Source organism: Acinetobacter sp. ESBL14 (genome assembly GCF_036668815.1).
In the GTDB taxonomy this organism is placed as follows: Bacteria; Pseudomonadota; Gammaproteobacteria; order Pseudomonadales; family Moraxellaceae; genus Acinetobacter; species Acinetobacter gyllenbergii.
In genome coordinates, this window is the sequence record NZ_JAZEVS010000001.1 from 816,415 (window position 1) to 838,207 (window position 21,793).

The 21,793-nt window shown below is 44.7% G+C and carries 19 protein-coding genes; 17 read left to right on the forward strand and 2 right to left on the reverse strand.

The features are described 5' to 3' along the window. Position 1: 1 nt before the first annotated feature. The 16 genes from pcaF (at position 2) to V6E90_RS04035 (ending at position 18,375) form a co-directional block, all read left to right on the forward strand. The gene (pcaF, locus tag V6E90_RS03960; RefSeq protein ID WP_332604572.1) at positions 2-1,210 is read left to right on the forward strand and encodes a 3-oxoadipyl-CoA thiolase; all 1,209 of its coding nucleotides are present in this window, start codon (positions 2-4) and stop codon (positions 1,208-1,210) included. 8 nt (positions 1,211-1,218) lie between these two features. Further along, complete coding sequence (locus tag V6E90_RS03965) at positions 1,219-2,568, forward strand: 3-carboxy-cis,cis-muconate cycloisomerase (protein WP_332604573.1); 1,350 nt, start codon at positions 1,219-1,221, stop codon at positions 2,566-2,568. Between the two features lie 4 nt (positions 2,569-2,572). Then, positions 2,573-3,358 carry a 3-oxoadipate enol-lactonase gene (pcaD, locus tag V6E90_RS03970; RefSeq protein WP_332604574.1) on the forward strand — a complete coding sequence of 262 codons (786 nt, stop codon included), beginning with the start codon at positions 2,573-2,575 and terminating at the stop codon, positions 3,356-3,358. A gap of 41 nt (positions 3,359-3,399) precedes the next feature. Then, positions 3,400-4,752 carry an MFS transporter gene (locus V6E90_RS03975; protein WP_065342297.1) on the forward strand — a complete coding sequence of 451 codons (1,353 nt, stop codon included), beginning with the start codon at positions 3,400-3,402 and terminating at the stop codon, positions 4,750-4,752. Between the two features lie 32 nt (positions 4,753-4,784). Next, positions 4,785-5,198: a 4-carboxymuconolactone decarboxylase gene (pcaC, locus tag V6E90_RS03980; RefSeq protein ID WP_023270418.1), complete on the forward strand. Its 414-nt coding sequence runs from the start codon at positions 4,785-4,787 to the stop codon at positions 5,196-5,198. A gap of 10 nt (positions 5,199-5,208) precedes the next feature. After that, complete coding sequence (gene pcaH / locus V6E90_RS03985) at positions 5,209-5,934, forward strand: protocatechuate 3,4-dioxygenase subunit beta (RefSeq protein WP_004806145.1); 726 nt, start codon at positions 5,209-5,211, stop codon at positions 5,932-5,934. Positions 5,935-5,946: 12 nt separating this feature from the next. Then, complete coding sequence (pcaG, locus tag V6E90_RS03990) at positions 5,947-6,576, forward strand: protocatechuate 3,4-dioxygenase subunit alpha (RefSeq protein ID WP_262758575.1); 630 nt, start codon at positions 5,947-5,949, stop codon at positions 6,574-6,576. 419 nt (positions 6,577-6,995) lie between these two features. Further along, complete coding sequence (gene aroD, locus V6E90_RS03995; RefSeq protein WP_442881253.1) at positions 6,996-7,784, forward strand: type I 3-dehydroquinate dehydratase; 789 nt, start codon at positions 6,996-6,998, stop codon at positions 7,782-7,784. A gap of 21 nt (positions 7,785-7,805) precedes the next feature. After that, positions 7,806-9,266, forward strand: coding sequence for a right-handed parallel beta-helix repeat-containing protein (locus V6E90_RS04000; protein ID WP_332604576.1), 1,461 nt, complete (start codon positions 7,806-7,808; stop codon positions 9,264-9,266). A gap of 18 nt (positions 9,267-9,284) precedes the next feature. Further along, positions 9,285-10,613, forward strand: coding sequence for a carbohydrate porin (locus V6E90_RS04005; protein ID WP_332604577.1), 1,329 nt, complete (start codon positions 9,285-9,287; stop codon positions 10,611-10,613). 16 nt (positions 10,614-10,629) lie between these two features. Continuing rightward, complete coding sequence (locus V6E90_RS04010; RefSeq protein ID WP_332604578.1) at positions 10,630-13,053, forward strand: glucose/quinate/shikimate family membrane-bound PQQ-dependent dehydrogenase; 2,424 nt, start codon at positions 10,630-10,632, stop codon at positions 13,051-13,053. Between the two features lie 181 nt (positions 13,054-13,234). Further along, entirely contained in the window at positions 13,235-13,735 is a 501-nt protein-coding gene (gene uraD, locus V6E90_RS04015; RefSeq protein WP_332604579.1) for a 2-oxo-4-hydroxy-4-carboxy-5-ureidoimidazoline decarboxylase, read from the forward strand. Then, the gene (gene uraH, locus V6E90_RS04020) at positions 13,735-14,070 is read left to right on the forward strand and encodes a hydroxyisourate hydrolase (protein WP_332604580.1); all 336 of its coding nucleotides are present in this window, start codon (positions 13,735-13,737) and stop codon (positions 14,068-14,070) included. The genes uraD and uraH overlap by 1 nt, the downstream gene beginning before the upstream one ends. 50 nt (positions 14,071-14,120) lie before the next feature. Continuing rightward, positions 14,121-15,488, forward strand: coding sequence for a nucleobase:cation symporter-2 family protein (locus tag V6E90_RS04025; protein ID WP_332604581.1), 1,368 nt, complete (start codon positions 14,121-14,123; stop codon positions 15,486-15,488). Between the two features lie 200 nt (positions 15,489-15,688). Beyond that, positions 15,689-16,984: an OprD family outer membrane porin gene (locus V6E90_RS04030; protein ID WP_332604582.1), complete on the forward strand. Its 1,296-nt coding sequence runs from the start codon at positions 15,689-15,691 to the stop codon at positions 16,982-16,984. A 17-nt stretch (positions 16,985-17,001) separates the two neighbouring features. Further along, on the forward strand, positions 17,002-18,375 hold the full coding sequence (locus V6E90_RS04035) for an 8-oxoguanine deaminase (RefSeq protein ID WP_332605066.1): 1,374 nt from the start codon (positions 17,002-17,004) through the stop codon (positions 18,373-18,375). 52 nt (positions 18,376-18,427) lie between these two features. On the opposite strand, the gene hpxO is transcribed toward V6E90_RS04035, so the two are convergent. Beyond that, positions 18,428-19,585 carry an FAD-dependent urate hydroxylase HpxO gene (hpxO, locus tag V6E90_RS04040; RefSeq protein WP_171552493.1) on the reverse strand — a complete coding sequence of 386 codons (1,158 nt, stop codon included), beginning with the start codon at positions 19,583-19,585 and terminating at the stop codon, positions 18,428-18,430. Positions 19,586-19,766: 181 nt separating this feature from the next. Then, positions 19,767-20,483 carry a FadR/GntR family transcriptional regulator gene (locus tag V6E90_RS04045; RefSeq protein ID WP_332604583.1) on the reverse strand — a complete coding sequence of 239 codons (717 nt, stop codon included), beginning with the start codon at positions 20,481-20,483 and terminating at the stop codon, positions 19,767-19,769. A gap of 164 nt (positions 20,484-20,647) precedes the next feature. Here V6E90_RS04045 and alc point away from each other — a divergent pair, with 164 nt between their 5' ends. Next, on the forward strand, positions 20,648-21,661 hold the full coding sequence (gene alc / locus V6E90_RS04050; RefSeq protein WP_332604584.1) for an allantoicase: 1,014 nt from the start codon (positions 20,648-20,650) through the stop codon (positions 21,659-21,661). Positions 21,662-21,793 lie beyond the last annotated feature (132 nt).

The following is a 21,793-nucleotide window of genomic DNA, read 5'->3' on the forward strand; positions in this document are numbered from 1 at the left end:
CATGAAAAACGCTTATATCATCGATGCCATCCGTACCCCATTAGGTCGTTATGCTGGCGGTCTTGCACCTGTACGTGCTGATGACTTGGGAGCGATTCCAATTCAGGCTTTGATGCAACGTAACCCAAGTGTCGATTGGCAACACGTCGATGATGTGATCTATGGCTGTGCCAACCAAGCGGGTGAAGACAACCGTAATGTGGGACGTATGTCGGCACTATTGGCAGGCTTGCCTTATCAAGTGCCCGCCACCACAGTGAACCGTTTGTGTGGTTCGTCACTGGATGCGATTGCGATGGCTGCCCGTGCCATTAAAGCCAATGAGGCTGATCTGATTATTGCGGGTGGTGTGGAAAGTATGAGCCGTGCACCCTATGTGATGGGTAAAGCTGACAGCGCCTTTGGCCGTAGTCAAAAGATTGAAGATACCACCATGGGTTGGCGTTTTATCAATCCAAAACTCAAAGAAATGTATGGCGTGGACAGCATGCCACAAACCGCGGAAAACGTGGCGGAACAATTCAACATTAATCGTGCCGATCAAGACCAATTTGCGCTCAACAGCCAACAACGTACTGCAACCGCACAAGCCAAAGGCTTCTTCGCCAATGAAATCGTGCCTGTGACGATTCCACAGCGTAAGGGTGATGCAGTTGTGGTAGAACGTGATGAGCATCCACGTGCATCAACGACTTTGGAAGCCCTAACCAAACTTAAAGGTGTGGTTAAAGCCGAAGGTACCGTCACGGCGGGCAATGCCTCTGGAATTAATGATGGTGCTGCTGCCTTGCTCATTGCTTCGGATCAAGCGGTGGAAAAATATCAATTAAAACCCCGTGCCAAAATCATTGCAGCCACCACTGTCGGTGTTGAACCACGGATTATGGGTTTTGCACCTGCGCCTGCCATCAAGAAATTACTAAAACAGGCCAATCTCACGCTAGAACAAATGGATGTGATTGAACTAAACGAAGCTTTTGCAGCACAAGCTTTAGCCGTCACTCGTGATTTAGGTTTGGCGGATGATGATGCACGAATTAATCCGAATGGCGGTGCAATTGCGTTAGGTCATCCTTTAGGTGCCTCTGGTGCGCGTCTAGTCACCACAGCCTTGAATCAGCTTGAACAAATCAAAGGTCAGTACGCCCTGTGTTCGATGTGTATTGGTGTTGGTCAGGGTATTGCCTTGATTATTCAACGTGTTGAGTGAGGTCTGTCATGAGCCAGTTATACGCCAGCTTATTTTATCAGCCTGAAGTCACTGCCATTTTTAGTGATCAAGCTTTATTGAGTTATATGATTCAAGCCGAAGTGGCTTTAGCCAAAGCTCAGGCACAGGTCAATGTGATTCCTGCTTCAGCGGCAACGATGATTGAACAGGTCGGACACAATGCTGTAGCACAAATCGATATAGATGCGTTGGCTACAGCAGCAGGATTGGCTGGTAATGTTGCGATTCCATTGGTCAAGCAATTCACCGCTTTGGTGAAACAGCAGGATGAAGATGCTGCTCGCTATGTGCATTGGGGTGCGACCAGTCAAGACATCATTGATACGGCAACGATTTTGCAGAGTCGTGATGCTTTGGCATTGATCGAACAGCAACTGCAACAGGCCTATCGAACGTCCTTAAAGCAAGCCCAGCAATACCGCCATCAGGTCATGATTGGACGGACTTGGTTACAGCAAGCTTTGCCGATTACTTTGGGACATAAATTTGCGCGTTGGGCAGCAGCTTTGAAACGTGATCTTGATCGTCTACAGACAATGAAAAGTCGTGTATTCACTGTGCAGCTCGGTGGTGCAGTAGGCTCACTGGCATCTTTACAAGATCAAGGTTCAGCGGTAGTTGAAGCTTTTGCTGCGCAACTTCATTTAACCGTACCAGAATGTACTTGGCATGGTGAACGCGACCGTATGGTTGAACTTGCCAGTATGCTTGCTTTGATCGTTGGAAATGTTGGCAAGATAGCGAAAGACTGGTCATTGCTGATGCAAACTGAAATCGCAGAAGTTTTTGAACCTGCAGCAAAAGGGCGTGGTGGTTCATCAACCATGCCGCATAAGCGTAATCCTGTTGCCGCAGCCTCAATTCTTGCCGCAGCCAATCGTGTGCCTGCCTTAATGGCGAGTGTCTATCAAAGCATGCTGCAAGAGCATGAGCGTGCTTTGGGTGCATGGCATGCAGAATGGCTGGCAATCCCAGAAATTTTCCAGTTATGTGCGGGTGCTTTAGAACGTAGCTGCGATGTGCTTGAGCATCTGCAAGTCAATGCAGAGGCAATGCAACGCAATCTTGAATGTACACAAGGTTTGATCATGGCCGAAGCGGTGATGATGGCGCTGGCACCAAAGCTTGGGCGTATGAATGCGCATCATCTGGTTGAGCAGGCCTGTCAGCAGGCGGTTGCTCAACAGCAGCATCTAAAAACCATTTTGTCAGCGATGGATGAAGTCAACACACATTTTAATGATCAGGCCTTGGATGAGCTGTTCCAGCCAGCAACTTATCTGGGAAATATTCAGGCGCAAATTGATGCCGTGCTAGACGCAGCAAAAGGAGAGTAAGCACATGATCACGCATATCAATAATCGCCAAGGACATCCGCTTGCCGTTCAAGTGCAAGGTTCGAAAGATGCACCTGTGATTATGTTCTCTAATTCTTTGGGAACTGATCATGGTATGTGGCAGGCGCAAGTGACAGCTTTGGCTGAGCATTATCAGGTCATCACCTATGACACACGTGGACATGGTGCAAGCGCAGTCATTGCCGATACGACCTTGCAAAACCTAGCAGAAGATGTGATCGATATTTTAGATGCCTTAGCCATTGAAAAAGTTCATTTCTGTGGCATTTCAATGGGCGGGATTACTGCATTGGCTTTAGCGATCTATCATGCAGAACGTTTTCACAGTATTAGCGTGGCAAATTCAGCTGCAAAAATTGGTACTGCCGAAGCGTGGAATAGCCGTGCAGAGAGTGTTGAACAAAACGGCTTGGCCGAAATTGTAAAGACCACGCATACACGTTGGTTTAGTGAACATTTTGATTATGCGCATGATGTTTTAGCGCAAAAGACCATTCAAAGTCTTGCGCTGACACCTGCACAGGGTTATGTCAATGCATGTCGTGCTTTAGCGCATGCTGATGTTCGAGATCAACTGCTTCAAATTCAGATTCCCACTTTAATTATTGCAGGGCAGTACGATCCTGTCACAACGGTTCAAGATGCAGAGTTTACGCATCAACTCATTGCAACCAGTCAGCTTGAAATCTTGGCGGCGTCGCATTTATCCAATATTGAACAACCGCAAGTGTTCAATCAGACATTGTCCAAGTTTATTCAAAACATATAACCAGAAGGGTTAGAAAGGAATTCGCCTACAAGGAGGCAACTATGGCACAGGAATTTGCTGCCCAAAAAAACAGTATGGATGCACAGGCACTGATTAATGAGGCACCTGTGAGCAAGTATCAATGGATGATCGCAATTATTTGTTTTCTCATTGTATTTGTCGATGGAATCGATACTGCCGCAATGGGTTTTATTGCACCCGCGTTGGCTCAGGATTGGGGCATTGATCGCTCTCAACTTGGGCCAGTCATGAGTGCTGCACTCGGTGGCATGATCATTGGAGCACTGGTTTCAGGACCAACAGCGGATCGATTTGGACGAAAAATCGTTTTAACCATCTCTATGTTGATTTTTGGTGGTTTTACCTTGGCTTCGGCTTATGCGCCAGACTTAAATAGTTTGGTGGTATTGCGCTTTTTAACAGGTATTGGTTTAGGCGCGGCGATGCCGAATGCGACCACTTTATTTTCAGAATATTGCCCGCAACGGAGTCGCTCTTTACTGGTGACCTGTATGTTCTGTGGCTATAACTTAGGTATGGCAACAGGCGGTTTTATCAGCAGTTGGCTGATTCCGACTTATGGTTGGCATAGTCTGTTTTTATTGGGTGGATGGACGCCATTAATTCTGATGGTCTTGGTGATTTTCTTATTACCTGAGTCCTATCGTTTCCTCATCGTGAAAGGTCAAGACCCTGCAAAAGTCCGCAAAATTTTAAGTCATATTGCTCCTGAAAAAGTTCAAACAGTCGAACATTTCCATATTCCAGAAGAACAGTCTGCTGTTGCAGAAAAGAAAAATGTATTTGGCATGCTGTTCTCCAAACAATATGCCAAAGGCACGGTTTTATTGTGGTCGACCTATTTTATGGGCTTGGTGGTGATTTATTTGCTGACCAGTTGGTTACCAACTTTAATGCGTGAAACAGGTGCAACCATGGAGCGCGCTGCGTTTATCGGCGGATTGTTCCAATTCGGTGGCGTACTCAGTGCCTTGTTCATTGGTTGGGCAATGGATCGTTTTAATCCAAATCGCATTATTTCGGGCTTCTATTTTATTGCAGGTTTATTTGCCGTTGCTGTTGGGCAAAGCCTGAGCAATCCAACTTTATTGGCTGTGTTGGTGCTCTGTGCAGGCATTGCCATTAATGGTGCGCAATCGTCTATGCCTGCCTTAAGTGCACGTTTCTATCCAACCCAATGTCGTGCAACGGGTATTGCGTGGATGACTGGGATTGGCCGTTTCGGTGCCGTGTTTGGTGCATGGATTGGTGCAGTGTTATTGGGCAATGACTGGTCGTTTACCGCCATTCTTAGTTTATTGATGATTCCTGCTACGGCAGCGGCCATCGCAATTTTTGTTAAATCTCTCGTTGCTCATACCGATGCAACTTAAGGCTCATATTTTCAAAATGAGGAGCAACCTTCATGAATGATGAACAACGTTATCAACAAGGACTGAAAGTCCGTACTGAAGTACTGGGTGAAACACATGTCGGCCGCTCTTTAGCGAACCTCAATGATTTCAATCAGGATTTCCAGAATTTTATTAGTCGTTTTGCGTGGGGCGAAGTCTGGTCACGTGAAGGCTTGCCACGTCATACCCGTAGTTTGGTCACGATTGCCATCTTATTGGCTTTGGGTCGTGAAGACGAACTCAGAATGCATTTACGTGCCTGCTTCAATAACGGTGTGACTAAAGATGAATTAAAGGAACTGATTTTACATAGTGCTTTATATGCTGGTTTGCCCGCAGCCAATGCGGCGATGCATATGGCCGAAGAAGTCTTTAAAGAACTTGGCATCGACGTGCAACCCGTTGCAGCACAACCACAGGATTAAGGAGACAGGCATGTTAAAGCATACATTAGGGGCATACCCACAACGTAATACCGATGATCATCCGCCAGCATATACACCTGGTTATAAGACCAGTGTATTACGCTCGCCCAAGAATGCCTTGATCTCAATTAATGAGACCTTGACTGAAGTCACATCACCGCATTTTTCACCGAGTATTTTTGGCCCTAAAGATAATGACCTGATCTTGAATTACGCCAAAGAAGGTCTACCTGTTGGTGAACGGATTATTGTGCATGGATATGTGCGTGATCAGTTTGGTCGTCCTGTGAAAAATGCCTTATTAGAAGTGTGGCAGGCCAATGCATCAGGTCGGTATCGTCATCCAAATGATAAATTTATTGGTGCGATGGACCCTAACTTTGGGGGCTGTGGTCGTACTTTAACTGATGAAAATGGCTTCTATATCTTCCGCACCATTAAACCCGGCCCTTATCCTTGGCGTAACCGGATTAATGAGTGGCGCCCAGCACATATTCATTTCTCCCTGATTGCAGATGGTTGGGCTCAGCGTTTGATTTCGCAGTTCTATTTTGAAGGCGATACCTTGATTGATACTTGCCCGATTTTAAAAACCATTCCATCTGAAGACCAACGTCGTGCCTTGATTGCATTGGAAGATAAAAACAATTTTATTGAAGCAGATAGCCGTTGTTACCGCTTTGATATTCATCTTCGTGGTCGTCGTGCGACTTATTTTGAAAATGATTTGACTTAAGGGAAACATACGATGAATGCATGGAATTTTCAGGAATTGAAGGAAACCCCATCACAAACGGGTGGTCCTTATGTACATATCGGTTTACTACCGCAACAAGCCAATATCGAAGTATTTGAGCATAATTTCAATCACCAGTTAGTCAATGAGCAAACACAAGGGCAACGGATTCGTCTGGAAGGTCAAGTGTTTGACGGGCTGGGTTTGCCATTACGAGATGTATTGCTGGAAATCTGGCAGGCGGATGCCAATGGGGTTTATCCAAGTCAGGCAGACACCCAAGGCAAAACTGCCGATCCGCATTTTCTAGGTTGGGGCCGTACAGGGGCTAATTTTGAAACAGGCTTCTGGAGTTTTAATACGGTAAAACCAGGCGCTGTTGCAGGCCGTAAAGGCTCAATTCAAGCACCGCATATTGCTGTCGCAGTTTTTGCCCGTGGTATCAATATTGGTTTGCATACCCGTATTTATTTTGAAGATGAAGTGGATGCCAATGCCAATGATCCAATTCTAAACAGCATTGAATGGGCAGTACGTCGCCAGACTTTAATCGCCAAACGCAGTGAAGTGGATGGGGAAGTGGTTTATCGCTTTGATATTCGTATTCAGGGTGATGATGAAACCGTGTTTTTTGATATTTGAGGGTTATGGCTAATAGCGGAGTCTTATTGAGTTCTCATCTTATCTTAGGATAAGCCGTCGGCTCGACCTGAGACGCGTTTAAAGCTTCGTAAGTATTTCGGGATGAGGAGCGAAGCTACGCAAGGGCAACCATCTTGCGCAGCTAAATCGCTGCTCACCGCAAAACTCGTTCCAGACCAGCACGTCTCGATGCGATCGCAGAAAGTGCATTTTATTGGTTTGGTCCTGACTCAGACAGTTGCGGATGACGTCTCCGAGTATCAGATATCACACAAGTGTTTATGTGGAAAACCTATTAAAGAGTTTGAAACACCATACTCTTTGGTTTCCATATCTATATAGGGACATATTAAAAAAGGAAAATCTTCATGGATAGGAAAAAAATTGCAGCATTCATCTTTGCATTGAGCCCCTTATTGATGGTTCAAAGCGTACAAGCGCAAGATCATCAACAAAAGCAGGTTGAGTTAGCTGAACTGGCAAAGCTGCCTGTCAAAACTATTGTACCCATCACAGCCAAAACCAAAGAGCAGGCAATTGCTCAGGCAAAAGTGATTGCCGCGAATCCTGATGCTAATCTCGCGGAGTTTCGGATTGATTTACTGAACTTTGCCAATGATAGCAAGCAAGTGATTGCCTTGGGCCAAGAGCTAAAACAGATTCTGGGTGCTAAGCCGATGATTGCCACGATTCGTACTCATAACGAAGGGGGACAGCTAACCATTAGCGATGCAGATTATGGCAAGACCTATCAAGCGTATTTACAGCAGCCATTTATGGACATGCTTGATGTAGAAATGTTCCGTGATCAGCAAATTGTGAAGAATACGGTCAAATTGGCGCATGCGAAAAAAGTGCTGATTGTGATGTCCAATCATGATTTTCAAAAAACACCACCTGAGGCCGAAATCATCCAGCGCCTACTCAAGCAGGATGAGTTAGGCGCAGATATTCTTAAAATTGCAGTGATGCCGCAAAGCAAACAAGACGTATTTACCCTGATGAATGCGACTTTAAACGTCAGTCAACAATCTAAAAAGCCATTGCTCACTATGTCGATGGGTAAACTCGGGACAATTTCTCGGATTGCCACTGCAAATATGGGTGGCAGTTTCAGTTTTGGCATGATTGGCGAAGCTTCGGCACCGGGGCAGATTGACGTCACGCAACTGAAACAGTTTTTAAAAACGGTTCAACCGACACAATAATTTAAAAAGGATTTTTTAGACATGAAAGCAATTTATGTACGTTTAAGTACTTTAGCCATCGCTATGGCCGTTTCGGGTTGGGCAGCAGCAGAAACTTATATTGTTGATCGTTATCAAGATGACAATGATAAAGGTTCTTTACGTTGGGCAATTGAACAAGCCAATCGCAAACCGACAGAAGCCAGTGAGATTCTGATTCAAGCGGTAGGGAAAGCACCCTATGCAATCAAGGTCAACAGTCCATTACCTGAGATCAAAGCGCCTGTAAAATTGATCGGTACACAATGGGCAAAAACGGGTGAATTTATCGCGGTCGATGGATCAAATTATATTAAAGGCACAGGGGTAGAAGCTTGCCCAGGTGCAGTCGAAGGACAATTCGGCACCAATGTCCGTACAACCACTTTGCCGGGCATCGTATTACGCGACATCAATGGTGTCACCATCCAAGGCTTAGAAATCCGTCATTTCTGTATTGGGATTTTGATGAACCGTGCCAGCAATAACCTGATTCAAAACAACCGTATCATGCACAACTATGGCGGTGCAGGGGTGATGCTGACTGGAGATGATGGCAAGGGCAATCCAACGGCGACCACCACCAATAACAACAAAGTATTGAACAACTATTTTCAGGACAATGGTGACGGACTTGAACTGACTCGTGGCGCAGCATTTAACTTGGTCGCCAATAACCATTTTATTTCTACAGCAGCAAATCCTGAACCATCACAAGGGATTGAGATTCTGTGGGGCAATGACAATGCCGTGATTGGCAATAAATTTGAAAATTACTCAGATGGTTTACAGATCAACTGGGGTAAGCGCAACTACATTGCCTATAACGAACTGACCAATAACTCCAATGGTTTTAACCTGACTGGTGATGGCAATATTTTTGACGGTAATAAAGTACATGGCAATCGGGTGGGAATCGCGATCCGCTCTGAAAAAGATGCCAATGCCCACATTACTCTGACCAAAAACTTAATCTGGAATAATGGCAAAGACATTAAACGTTGTGAGGCGGGTGGAAGTTGTGTACCGAATCAACGCGTCGGCGCGATTATCTTCGATATTCCGGGTTTAGAGCATGCACATTTCGTCGGTTCACGTGGTCATGGGGTCAAGATTGATCCTGCCAATTTGCAAAAAACCTGCAACACACCCGATGAGCAAGGCTGTAATGCTCAACCCAACCAGAATATTCAGGCACCGAAATTAAGCTTGTCCAAAGGACAAATTTCAGTCGAGGTCAAAGGCCAGCCGAACAAGCGTTATCAGGTCGAGTTTTTTGGCAACACATCAGTAAATTCAAATGAAGCAGAGCTTTATTTAGGTTCAGCAGTTGCTGCAACCAATGCACAAGGAACCGCAATGCTGACTTGGAAACCAACAATCCAAGTGGCTTCAGTGACAGCAACGATCACTGACCGTGTAGGTGCAACATCTGAACTCAGTTCAGCCGTAAAACTGAAATAAACGGCAAGGAGGCCGAATATGAAGTCGAATGCATTATTGCTCAAACTGAGCTGTCTAGCAGTTGCTATATGTGCTGCTCAATCTAGTTTTGCTGATCAACCATGGTCACAGGATCGTCAATGGTTACTGGGTGATTGGAATGGTCAGCGTCAGCAATTGGAAAAAGAAGGCTATAAATTTACTGCCTCGATCATGAGTCAAAGTGCCACCAACTTGGATGGAGGCTATAACGATGACAATGCCTTTAAAAATGCTGCGCAACTGTCGTTAGGTGCCAATTTCGATTTAGAGAAAATTGCGGGCTGGAAAGATACCAGTGCCAGCCTTTTAATCACCAAACGTGATGGTAATGCCTTAACCTTGGATCGAATTAAAGATCCGCGTTCTAGCGCACTAGGCAATTCACAGGAAATCTATGGTCGCGGCAAAATCTGGCGTTTGAGTCAGGCATGGGTGAAAAAGGGCTTTGTGGATAATACGGTGCAGTTCAAGATTGGCCGTATGGGCATGTCAGAAGATTTTAATGGCTCGCAATGCGAATTTCAGAACCTGTTACTGTGTGGTGGTCAGCTTGGGAAGTCGATTGGTTCAATTTGGTACAACTTACCTGTTGGATTATGGGGTGCCAATGTTAAATATCAATTTGCACCTGAATGGACGTTAGGTGTCGGTGTCTACGAAGTTAATCCAGATAATATTAAAACTGATCGCAATCGTGATGGTTTTAATCTGGATATGGACCATGTCAAAGGTGCGACTATTCCTGTCGAACTGGCATGGCGACCAAAACTTGCAGCCTTTAATGGCTTATCAGGCGAATATAAAATCGGTGCATTGTATTCAACAGCCCAAGCCAATGATATTGCGACCGTGGGCAAGGTACATGATGGTAAACATAGTTTCTGGATAAATGCACAACAACAACTGAGTCAAACAGGCAATGATCCAAAGCGTGGTTTGTACGTCAGTTTCAATGCCGTAATTAATGATAAAGCCACCACAGCAGTTCAAAGTACGCAGCAATTAGCTCTCTGGTACAAAGGACCTTTTGATGGTCGTCCAAATGACTCAATTGGTTTTGGTATTGCCAATTATCTCGTTAATGATCGTTATAAAGATCGTCAAATTGCACTCAATGAAACTCGCGGTTATCAGCAATACGATGCGCTTGCTGCAGATTATGTACCCGTTCAGCGTGATGAGCTCAATGTTGAACTGAATTACACCTATCAGTGGTCACCTGCGGTGATGTTGAGACCGAACTTGCAATATATCCATCAACCTGCGGGTGTTAAAGAGGTCGATGATGCATGGGTTGCAGGCCTGAGCATGCGCGTGAATTTCTAATATAGGAGAATGAGCGATGACTGAAACTTCAAGCTCACAGACCATACTCAAAATATGGTGCTTTATTTTGGCCTTAGTTTTGTTACTCACAGGCTTGTTTTTTACAGTCGGTGGGTTTCAACTCGCGACGTTGGGTGGATCATGGTATTTCGTGATCTCGGGTGTATTCACGCTGATCTCTGCTGTTTTTATTTTTAAGAAAAAAGCGCTGGGTGTCTGGTTATTCAGTCTAGTTTTTGCAGGAACGATCATCTGGTCATTGATTGATGCAGGTTGGGAATTCTGGCCTTTATTTTCAAGACTGATGTTCCCAGCAGGCTTATTTGCCGCGCTGATGTTTACTTTACCTGCCATTCGCCGTTATCAATTTCAGCCGAGTGCAGATCTACCTGCTTATGGTTTGGGAATATTGACGGTTATCGGCATGGTGATTGGTTTTTATCAGATGTTCCAGCCACATCCAACGGTTGCTGTCTCTGGTCAGGCCTTGCCTTTGGTTCCTGTGAAAACTGATATGAAACAGACCAACTGGCAGCATTATGGTCAAGATTCAGGGGGGAGCCGTTTTGCTGCATTGGATCAGATCACACGAGATAATGTACATCAATTAAAAGAGGTCTGGCGTTTCCGAACGGGTGATTTCACCACAGGTTCGGGAAATGGTGCAGAAGACCAAATGACACCATTACAAGTGGGTAATAAGATTTTCTTATGTACGCCGCATAACAATATTTTTGCCTTGGAAGCGGACTCTGGTAAACAACTTTGGAAAGCAGAAGTCAATTCCAAGTCGGATGCATGGGAACGTTGCCGTGGTGTTGCTTATTTTGATTCTACCCAAGCCTTGGTTCAGCCGACTCTGGCTGGAGCGACACAGGTAAAAGCGGTGGCAAATAATACTTCATGCTTACGTCGAGTCTATACCAATACACCAGATGGTCGCTTAATCGCTGTTAATGCAGATACAGGTGAGCGTTGTAAAGATTTTGGTGTAGAGGGAACAGTAGATCTTCTGAAAGGTCTAGGTGAGGGCACTACTGCACCACGTTTTGAGGTGACATCTGCACCAACCATTGCGGGGACAGTGATTGTGGTGGGGAGTCGAATTGCCGATAACTTTGCCGCCGATATGCCGGGTGGGGTGATTCGTGCATACGATGTCATTACAGGTGAATTACGTTGGGCCTTTGATCCACGTAATCCTGATCCAAACCATGTGTTAAAAGAAGGCGAAACCTATAAACGTAGTTCAGCAAACTCTTGGGCAGCCATGTCTTATGATCCGCAGATGAACACGGTATTCTTGCCAATGGGTAGCTCATCTGTGGATGTGTGGGGCGGTAATCGTCAACCTTTAGACCATAAATATAATTCTTCTGTTCTGGCTTTAGATGCGACCACAGGCAAGGAAAAGTGGGTCTACCAGACTGTTCATAATGACTTGTGGGATTTTGATTTGCCAATGCAACCCAGCTTGGTGGATTTCCCAATGCAGGATGGCAGCAATAAACCCGCCGTAGTGATTGGCACCAAATCAGGTCAGTTCTTTGTCTTGGATCGTGTCACGGGCCAACCACTCACCAAAGTGATTGAGCAGCCAGTGAAACCTGCCGATATCAAAGGTGAGCAATACAGCCCGACTCAACCACGTTCGGTGGAAATGCCACAGATTGGCAATCAAACCTTAACCGAATCGGATATGTGGGGTGCAACGCCATTTGACCAACTAATGTGTCGAATTAACTTTAAATCGATGCGTTATGAAGGTTTATTTACCGCACCAGGTACAGATAAATCCTTGAGCTTCCCTGGTTCTTTAGGTGGCATGAACTGGGGCAGTATAGCCTTTGATCCAAGCCATCAATATATGTTCGTCAATGACATGCGCTTAGGCTTATGGATTCAGTTGATTGAACAAACCCCAGAAGACTTGGCTGTTCAGGCCAATGGTGGTGAAAAAGTCAATACGGGTATGGGTGCGGTGCCAATGAAAGGAACACCGTACAAAGTCAATAAAGATCGTTTCTGGTCGAAATTGATGATTCCATGTCAAAAACCACCATATGGCACCATGACGGCAGTGGATATGAAAACCCGTCAAATTGCATGGCAAGTGCCAATGGGAACCGTACAGGATACTGGGCCGATGGGAATCAAAATGGGCTTGCCTGTTCCAATTGGCATGCCAACTATTGGGGGGCCAATGGCAACTCAAGGTGGTTTAGTCTTCTTTGCTGCAACTCAAGACTATTACTTGCGCGCACTGGATTCATCATCGGGCAAAGAGCTTTGGAAATCACGTTTACCTGTGGGAAGTCAAGGTACGCCAATCAGCTATGTGTCTCCGAAAAACGGCAAACAGTATGTGCTGATTACTGCGGGCGGTGCACGTCAGTCGCCTGATCATGGTGATTATGTGATTGCATATAGTTTGAATTAAGTTCTTTTAAATTTTTAAGATAAAAGCAGTGACCCTAGTGGTTGCCGTTTTTTTTATTTCAATCTGAACCTTATAGCTTATTGATGATGTTTGTGGTCTAAGCACAAAAATTGGCATATTCATTGCTTCATTTACGATATCTGGTCAGACCAGTCAGACAATGCGTTAAATTGGAGCAGCGATGCAACTCGAAACTTTCAATCAGCTAGATTCAGATGCGGCCAAACGGGTTTTGCAAGGCTGTGTGCACATTCCCACTTGGATTTCTGAACTGCTACAGCAACGTCCATACAGCTCTAAAGAACAGCTTTATCAAACTGCGCTTGCACAAGCGCAAACGTGGCAATGGCCTGAAATTTCTGCGGCCTTGGCGCAACATCCACGTATTGGTGAGAAAAAAGCGGCAGCGGTGTTGTCTGAAAAAGAACAGCAGTTTTCTCAGCAAGAACAAGGGCAGATCCAAACCGATGCAGTGCTGCAACTGGCACTTTATCAGGGCAATTTAGATTATGAGCACAAATTTGGCCATATCTATCTGATTCGTGCAGCAGGTCGTTCAGGGCAACAGATACTGTCCGAACTGCAACGCAGACTCAAAAATACAGTAGAACAAGAGCAGGCCGAAGTGAAGCAGCAATTGGGGGAAATTGCACTGCTTCGTTTAAATCAGGAGATTCAATAATGGCGGGTATCAGCACACATATTTTAAATGCATCACTGGGCCAGCCTGCGCCAAAGGTACTGGTGAAGTTACTGCAGCAAGTGGATCAGAATTATATCTTATTGGATCAACAAGTTACCGATGCCGATGGTCGTATTAAAACATTCAACCTCGAGGTATTTGTGCAGAGCAATTACCAATTAATTTTTGAAGTTGCCGATTATTTTCAAGCTTTAAATACCGAAAGTTTTTATCCACGCGTATGTATTGATTTTAAGGTCATGGATATTCAACAGCACTATCACGTGCCGTTATTAATCAGCCCGTTTTCATATTCAACCTATCGTGGCAGCTAAACCAATTCAAGCAATGTGGACATTATGAATTTAATTTGAGGAATTAACCCATGCAGCAAGACAACCTAGACCGTGAGGCTCACGGATCAGCAGAACATCAATATTTAGGCATGAACAAAAACCTGATTTATGGTTTGCAACATGTCTTGACCATGTATGGCGGCATCATTGCACCGCCGCTCATTATTGGTGCTGCGGCGGGCTTGCAAGCATCTGAAATTGGACTATTGGTGGCGGCTGCATTATTTGTTGGGGGAATTGCCACCGTTTTACAAACCGTTGGTTTCAAGCATTTTGGGGCGAAATTGCCGATTGTTCAGGGCGTCTCTTTCGCAGGTGTCGCCACGATTCTCGCCATCGTAACCACAGGTGGTGGTTTGGCCTCGGCGTTTGGTGCTGTGATTGTGGCGTCGATTATTGGCCTGTTACTTACGCCATTTTTCGCAAAAATTATCCGGTTCTTTCCACCGGTGGTGACGGGTTGTGTAATTACCATGATCGGTATTTCGCTGACGCCTGTGGCAATCCGCTGGATTATGGGCGGCAATCCAAAAGCTGAAAACTGGGGGGATCCAGCCAATGTCGGTTTGGCATTAATGACCTTAGTGATTGTGATTATTTTTAGTATGTTACGCAGTCAAATCTTACGTCGGCTTGCGATTTTGATTGCCATTGTGTTGGGAACCGTGCTGGCTTATTTTGCAGGATTCACTGATTTTTCCAATGTCGGTTCAGGCTCTATCTTTGCTTTGCCGAGCTTTTTCCACTTTGGTTCTCCTGTCTTTGAGTTTTCTGCCATTCTTTCCATGGTGATTGTGACCTTGGTGGTGATGACGGAAACCACCGCAGATATTATTGCGATTGGTGAAATCGTGGGCAGCAAAGTCGATTCCAAACGTATTGGGGATGGTTTACGTGCCGATATGCTATCGAGTGCAATCTCACCGATCTTTGGTTCATTTATGCAAACGGCATTTGCACAGAATGTGGGACTGGTGGCGATTACTGGAATTAAAAGCCGATTTGTGGTGGCAACTGCAGGCGGAATTCTGATGGTTTTAGGTTTGCTGCCGATTGTGGGGCGTTTAGTCGCATCCATTCCGATGCCCGTATTAGGCGGAGCGGGGATTGTCCTGTTTGGAACAGTCGCAGCCAGTGGAATTCGCACTTTAGCGAAAGTGGATTATAACGAGCATAAGAACCTGATTATTGTCGCGACCTCATTGGCGATCGGCATGATTCCGATTGTAAACCATGAGTTTTATGCACAATTTCCTGTTTCTGTGCAGATGTTATTACACTCTGGGATCAGTTCGACCTGTATCACTGCAATTCTACTCAACATCATTTTCAATCATCTTCCATTCACTAAAAAATCAGTGGAAGTGGCAAGCTTGCCCTTAAACTCAGGGCATTAATCATCACGGATTCAGGCTTGAATGTTCAAACTGAATCCTGCTTTTTACCTGCACATCGTTAAAAGTCGCTTATTTAATTTTGAATAGGTCTGGGGGCGTTTTTGGCTTTAAAAAAGTGCAAAGCAAGATTTTTAAAGCATCAGCAGGTCGGTTTTAAAGGTTTTAAATCAATTTTTAGATCAAAGATCTAGGGGATATCTATGCAAAAAATTCGCTTAACATCGGTTGCTTTCGCAGTCGCAATGGGGACAACGCTACCTGCATGGGCTGCTGATACCAGCTTAAATGCTTTATTTAATCTGCAACAAGATTGTCAGCCTCAGGACAATTCAATTGAATCGATCTCTGCTGTAGTGGCCTGTGGCAGTGTGCATGGCGTGGTCAAGTCTACGTATTATTCACTCAATAATGGTTATTTTGTGAATAATTTAAATCAAGATACCACGGTGATTGGCGGCTATATCAAATATGAAACAGCGCCTTTTTATGGGGTACAGGCAGGGGTTGGCTATGATATTCAGCGTCGCTTGGATGAAAAAAACAAGAATGATGAAGTCTCTGAATTAAAAGAAGATCGTGATGGTTTAGCAGAAGCCTATCTGACGTGGAAAAATGATTTGGCGCGGGTGACCGTCGGTAATCAGCGTCTCAATTTGCCTTTTATGGGCGATTATGCGGACCGCCGTGTCTTGATGTTCTTATATCAAGCTGCGGATGTACAGATCGGGAATAACAATGATTTCCTGCGCCTGACCAAAGTGAATAAATATAAAAGTTATGCAGAAGATGAGTTTACCAAAAGCTCACGTCAAAACCCAAACTTGCAAACTGATGGGGTCTGGTCGATTGGTGCAGGGAAACGTTTTGCATTAGCGGATGATAAGACCCTAAAAACCCAACTGTGGTATCAGGATTATGATGATTATCTGCGTTTGATCTATACCCAAGCGGATCTGGCATTTCCAAAATTGAATTATGCTCCTGAATTGTCACTGCAATATATGTCTGGCAAGGATCAGGGCAAGGCACTTGCAGGCGAGATCAATAGTCAGGTTTGGGGTGTTCAAGCTGCGTTGAAAGTTTTACCGGCTGCCAGTTTGAAGCTGGCCTATAACTATATTAAGCCCGATCAAAAGAGCTATTTAAATGGTGCGCTGCTTATGCCTTATGCTAGTCAGACATCGTCTGGTGAAATTTTTGCACAACCTTTTTTTACCAGTACCCAAGATTTAGGTGCGGGCAATGCCTTGATGGTGTCTTTGGAGGGCAAACTGACAGATCAAGTGATTGCAGGAGCACGTTATTCATTTATGGATTTAAAAGAGGCTGAAAATATCGCCAGTCGAAACCAATCTGAATACATGCTGCTTGGCATTTATAACTTCACGGGTGCTTTGAAAGGTTTTAGTGTCAGTAATTTTGCAGGGATTCAGACTTCTCCGCGCTATGACAAGAATTTCTTACAAAACCGTTTTGCACTGAGCTACAAATTTTAAAGGACGAGGTAATGACAATGATGGCCAGCTTAAATAGCCGTTCAAGAATCTGGATTAAACAACCACTCGCAATTTATACCGCGAATCAACTCGATGCGAGTAATGGCTTGGTGATTGAAAATAATAAAATCATTGAGGTTTTGGCAAAGGATCAGCAACCCAGTCTGCCTTGTGATGAGATATTCGATGCCAAAGATGTGGTGGTGATTCCTGGCTTGGTAAATAGCCACCATCATTTTTATCAAACCTTGACTCGAGCTTGGGCACCTGTGGTTAATCTCCCTTTATTTCCATGGTTGGTTAATCTGTACCCAGTATGGGCACGTCTAAATCCAGAGCAGTTACATGTCGCGACTCAAGTGGCTTTGGCCGAGTTGTTGTTATCGGGTTGTACCTTTGCTGCGGATCATCATTATTTATTCCCGCAACAATTGACCGATGCGATTGATATTCAAGTTAATGCCGCACAGCAATTGGGAATGCGGGTGATGTTAACCCGAGGTTCGATGAGTCTTGGACAAGAACAGGGTGGTTTACCGCCACAGCATACTGTGCAAAGTATGGAAGTCATTTTAAAGGACAGTGAGCGCTTGGTGCAGACCTATCATCAACGCGGGGATAATGGCATGGTCAATATTGCTTTGGCTCCATGCTCACCCTTTTCGGTGACACAGGAGATTATGCGAGAAAGCGCGCAACTCGCTCAGACACTGGATGTTCGATTGCATACACACCTCGCAGAAACCTTGGATGAGGAAAGCTTCTGTCTGGAAAAGTTTGGCATGCGCACGGTGGATTATTTAGAACACGTGGGTTGGCTAAATGAACGGACTTGGTTAGCACATGGTATTCATTTTAATGCAGATGAAATTCAGCGTTTAGGGCAGGCAGGTGTGGGAATCTGTCATTGTCCACATTCCAATATGCGCCTCGCCTCAGGGATTTGCCCAACCCTCGATTTAATGCAGGCAGGTGCCAATGTGGGGCTGGGCGTTGATGGTTCCGCCTCTGGAGATGCTTCAAATTTAATTCTGGAAGTTCGTCAGGCCATGTATTTACAACGTTTAAAATACGGTGCTGAAAGGATTACTCCTGAGTTGGCCTTGCATTGGGGAACCCTCGGTTCCGCACAGCTATTAGGGCGTGGACAGCATTTAGGACAATTTGCGCCTGAGTATCAGGCCGATTTAGCCTGTTATAAGCTCGATGAATTGAAATTCTCAGGTAGTCATGACCCAATTGCAGCCTTGCTCTTGTGTGGTGCGGATAAAGCGGAACATGTGATGGTCGCAGGCCAGTGGCGAGTCAAACATGGCGAGATTCAAGGACTTGATTTAGAAGAACTGAAAGCAAAACATCGTGCTGCAGCGAAAGCCTTATTGGCGGCTTAAGAAATCGTGATTGATTTAAAGGAGGGGGGCTGATAAGCGCCCCTTTTTTAATTTAATCGAGTGGATTGCCAATAATATTACTGATAATCCCTTGCATGATATGTGAGCCTTGCTCTTGGTACAGCGATTGATACCATTCTTCAGTCACTTGAGGATCTTTCATATGGGTGACATCGCAACGCTTACGGGCTCGGAGCACCATTTCTTTGGTACGATCATTGCGTTTGTTTTGATAACGTGCCAATGCATCCTCTAAACCAAAGGTGTTGATTTGCAAGGCGCGGGCGAGGTAAATTGCATCTTCCATGGCTTGACAGCCGCCTTGTCCGATATCAGGGGTGGTGCTATGCGCTGCATCACCGAGTAGCACCACACGTCCTCTATAAAAATCCATAAACGGTTCAATGTCATGAATTTCGACACGATTGGTTTTTTGCACATCTAAACGTTCAATCAGTTTTTGTACAGGTTCACACCAACCGCTGAAATGGGATTTCAGGTCTTGCTTATACTGTTCACGCTGATTTTCCAAACCAGCCGCTAGCGGCACATCAAAGAAAAAATAGAAACGATTTTGGGCAACGGGCATCAGTGAAACACGCTTACCTTCACCGATATACGTCGTCCATTGCATGGCAGGTGCAATCGCTTCATCAATATCAACTAAACCATTCCAATTCACATAACCTGCATAGCGACGTTCAACTTGGTAACCGAGGACAAATTTTCGGGTGAGCGAATGTGTGCCATCTGCACCAATCAGTAAATCGGCTGTAATTTGTGAGCCATCCTGAAAATGAAGGGTGACATCATCTTGATGGCTTTCAATCTCGGTCATTTTCATGCCCAGTTTGATATCTGCCAGACCAAATTGTTGCATTAATAATTGTTGTAGATCAGCTCGGGCGACAGGATAGGCACGTTGTCCGACTTCTTTATATAATGGTGATAAGCTAAATTGAGTCATGGTTTGTTGGCTCAGTCCATCCACATAGGCCAAAGATTCCATTTGTCCACCAAGCGCCTGAATTTGATCGGTTAAGCCCAGATAGTTGAGGCACTTCACCCCATTTGACCACAGTGAAATAGCGGCGCCGACGGGTAAGATTTCGGCAGCTTGTTCATAGATCGTGACCTGATGACCAAATTTTTTTAAAGCGATACCAGCAGTCAAACCGCCCATACCTGCACCTACAATCGCAATATTCATTGTTCAGACCCTAAAATATAAATAAGTTTCTAAACAGTTCTAAGCGAGAAGTGTGCCAATTTTAGCAACTGGTTTTACTGGTCATACCAGACAATTTGCTTTATTAAAAAGCAAAAATAGAAAGGTTGCATGGATATGGTTCAAAGTATGGGGCAAAGTGGTGCAGATTTAATTTTCGTGCTTAGATTGAGCTGTTATGCCGAGAAAAGTACACACCCGCCCGTTGTGCAGCACCAATAATATGCGCTTGCATGGCTTTTTCAGCCGCAGCTGCATCCTGATGAAATAAGGCTTGCAGAATTAACTCATGTTCTTGAATAGTTTTAAATGCCAGATTAGGTTGAACAAAAGGTAGGATCTGACTTTTTTTAATCCATTCAGTATGCATTTTAAGTGTTTGAATAATTGATTGATTATGGCTAAGTTCAATAATGTGCTGATGAAAAGCATAATCAAATTCAGAGGCTGCCTGCCAGTTTTGTTCTTTGATTGCACCGGCAAGGGACTGGTAGTGTTGCTGCAGGGTCGACTTATCCTGTTCGGTTAAATATTCACATGCAAGCAGGGCACAGAAACCTTCCAGTACATAACGTAATTGATAGAAATCTTTAAGCGAAACACGGTGTTCGCCATCCCATTGTTCTGCGGCTTGGCTATGCTGTGAAATCACATAAACCCCTTTACCCGCCTTGATTTCCAATAAGCCTAAAGCGGCAAGACGGGTTAATGCCTCACGTAAAGAAGCACGACTGATTCCCAACTGGAGGGCAAGATCACGTTGCGAGGGTAAGGCAGAACCGACTGCATACGTATTTTGTTGAATGCGTTGATGAATCACTTCCACCGCTTGCTCAGTCACCTGAGATGATTTTCCATTGAGCATCGCCTGTGGACTCATCAGCAACACACCTTAAATATAAAAATAAACAGTTTGATTCTACACAAAATTTATCTTTTTGTTGGCGCTGTTGATTAAAAATAGCTATATTTTTAACAACAGGTCAGACCAGTTGGACTGGATCTTGCATAATAGAATAGAAATGAAACCTTCAGGAATGATCAATGACAGTGCATGTTGCTAAAACCGTAGCTTTACCGACCCATTTGCAGGCGTTCACCAATCTTGCTGATGCCAGAATTGGTGCAAGTATCGTCAGTTGTTCTGATGAGTTTTTTGCAGAAGCGGCAAGAATGTTGCAAAGCACACCCGCTCAATTCATTGAAGGAAAATATGATGACAATGGTAAATGGATGGATGGGTGGGAAACGCGACGTAAACGTGAGTCTGGTTATGATTGGTGTATTGTTCGTTTAGGCGCAACAGGGACCGTATCTGGATTTGATATTGATACCTCATTCTTTACAGGTAATTATCCAGCCTCTGCTTCTATTGAGGGCTGCTATGCACCAGATAATCAATTAGAAGGTATCACTTGGACGACGTTATTAGAAAATTCGGTTTTATCTCCAGATCAGCATCATTTTTTCGACTGCGCTGCTCAGAAAATTACCCATATTCGTATTAATATTTTCCCTGATGGCGGTATTGCCCGTTTAAGAGTCTATGGCCGTGTGCTGCTCGAAAATGTCGATACAACCCAGCAGATGGATTTGATTGGTTTAAAAAATGGCGGGCGTATTGTGGCCTTTAGCGATGCGCATTTTGGCCATCCGAATAATTTACTCAGCCCTGATCGTGGTTTAAATATGGGCGATGGTTGGGAGACCAAACGTCGCCGTGCTCCTGGTTTTGACTGGTGCATTATTGCCTTGGGACAAACAGGGCAGATTGAAAAAATTGACGTCGATACCGCGTATTTTAAAGGGAATTTTCCCGCTTTTTGTTCGATTCAAGCCGCTTATGTTGAAGATGCGACTGATGCGCAACTTATTCCGCAGAGTATGTTCTGGCCTTTTGTATTGGAACAGCAGCCTTTGACCATGGACAATATTCATGAATATGTTGCAGAAGTGCTTCAACATCAAAAAGTGAATTATATTCGCGTCAATATGATTCCTGATGGTGGGATTAGTCGGATTCGTTTATGGGGGAAAGCGGCACTGGTTGCAAAATGATTTTTCAGGGGTTTAAGGGGCGAAGCCCCTTAGCACACCCTCAAAAACCAATGGCGCAGCCATTGGTTTTTGAGCTTTTGATTTTAATTTGATTGCATAATCTGTAGTTATTTTTAAGCAAAATAAAGCAAC

Coding starts and splice junctions, on each gene's coding strand:
- pcaF (WP_332604572.1), top strand. CDS start 2: ATGAAAAACGCTTATATCATCGATGCCATCCGTACCCCATTAGGTCGT.
- V6E90_RS03965 (WP_332604573.1), top strand. CDS start 1,219: ATGAGCCAGTTATACGCCAGCTTATTTTATCAGCCTGAAGTCACTGCC.
- pcaD (WP_332604574.1), top strand. CDS start 2,573: ATGATCACGCATATCAATAATCGCCAAGGACATCCGCTTGCCGTTCAA.
- V6E90_RS03975 (WP_065342297.1), top strand. CDS start 3,400: ATGGCACAGGAATTTGCTGCCCAAAAAAACAGTATGGATGCACAGGCA.
- pcaC (WP_023270418.1), top strand. CDS start 4,785: ATGAATGATGAACAACGTTATCAACAAGGACTGAAAGTCCGTACTGAA.
- pcaH (WP_004806145.1), top strand. CDS start 5,209: ATGTTAAAGCATACATTAGGGGCATACCCACAACGTAATACCGATGAT.
- pcaG (WP_262758575.1), top strand. CDS start 5,947: ATGAATGCATGGAATTTTCAGGAATTGAAGGAAACCCCATCACAAACG.
- aroD (WP_442881253.1), top strand. CDS start 6,996: ATGGTTCAAAGCGTACAAGCGCAAGATCATCAACAAAAGCAGGTTGAG.
- V6E90_RS04000 (WP_332604576.1), top strand. CDS start 7,806: ATGAAAGCAATTTATGTACGTTTAAGTACTTTAGCCATCGCTATGGCC.
- V6E90_RS04005 (WP_332604577.1), top strand. CDS start 9,285: ATGAAGTCGAATGCATTATTGCTCAAACTGAGCTGTCTAGCAGTTGCT.
- V6E90_RS04010 (WP_332604578.1), top strand. CDS start 10,630: ATGACTGAAACTTCAAGCTCACAGACCATACTCAAAATATGGTGCTTT.
- uraD (WP_332604579.1), top strand. CDS start 13,235: ATGCAACTCGAAACTTTCAATCAGCTAGATTCAGATGCGGCCAAACGG.
- uraH (WP_332604580.1), top strand. CDS start 13,735: ATGGCGGGTATCAGCACACATATTTTAAATGCATCACTGGGCCAGCCT.
- V6E90_RS04025 (WP_332604581.1), top strand. CDS start 14,121: ATGCAGCAAGACAACCTAGACCGTGAGGCTCACGGATCAGCAGAACAT.
- V6E90_RS04030 (WP_332604582.1), top strand. CDS start 15,689: ATGCAAAAAATTCGCTTAACATCGGTTGCTTTCGCAGTCGCAATGGGG.
- V6E90_RS04035 (WP_332605066.1), top strand. CDS start 17,002: ATGATGGCCAGCTTAAATAGCCGTTCAAGAATCTGGATTAAACAACCA.
- hpxO (WP_171552493.1), bottom strand. CDS start 19,585: ATGAATATTGCGATTGTAGGTGCAGGTATGGGCGGTTTGACTGCTGGT.
- V6E90_RS04045 (WP_332604583.1), bottom strand. CDS start 20,483: ATGAGTCCACAGGCGATGCTCAATGGAAAATCATCTCAGGTGACTGAG.
- alc (WP_332604584.1), top strand. CDS start 20,648: ATGACAGTGCATGTTGCTAAAACCGTAGCTTTACCGACCCATTTGCAG.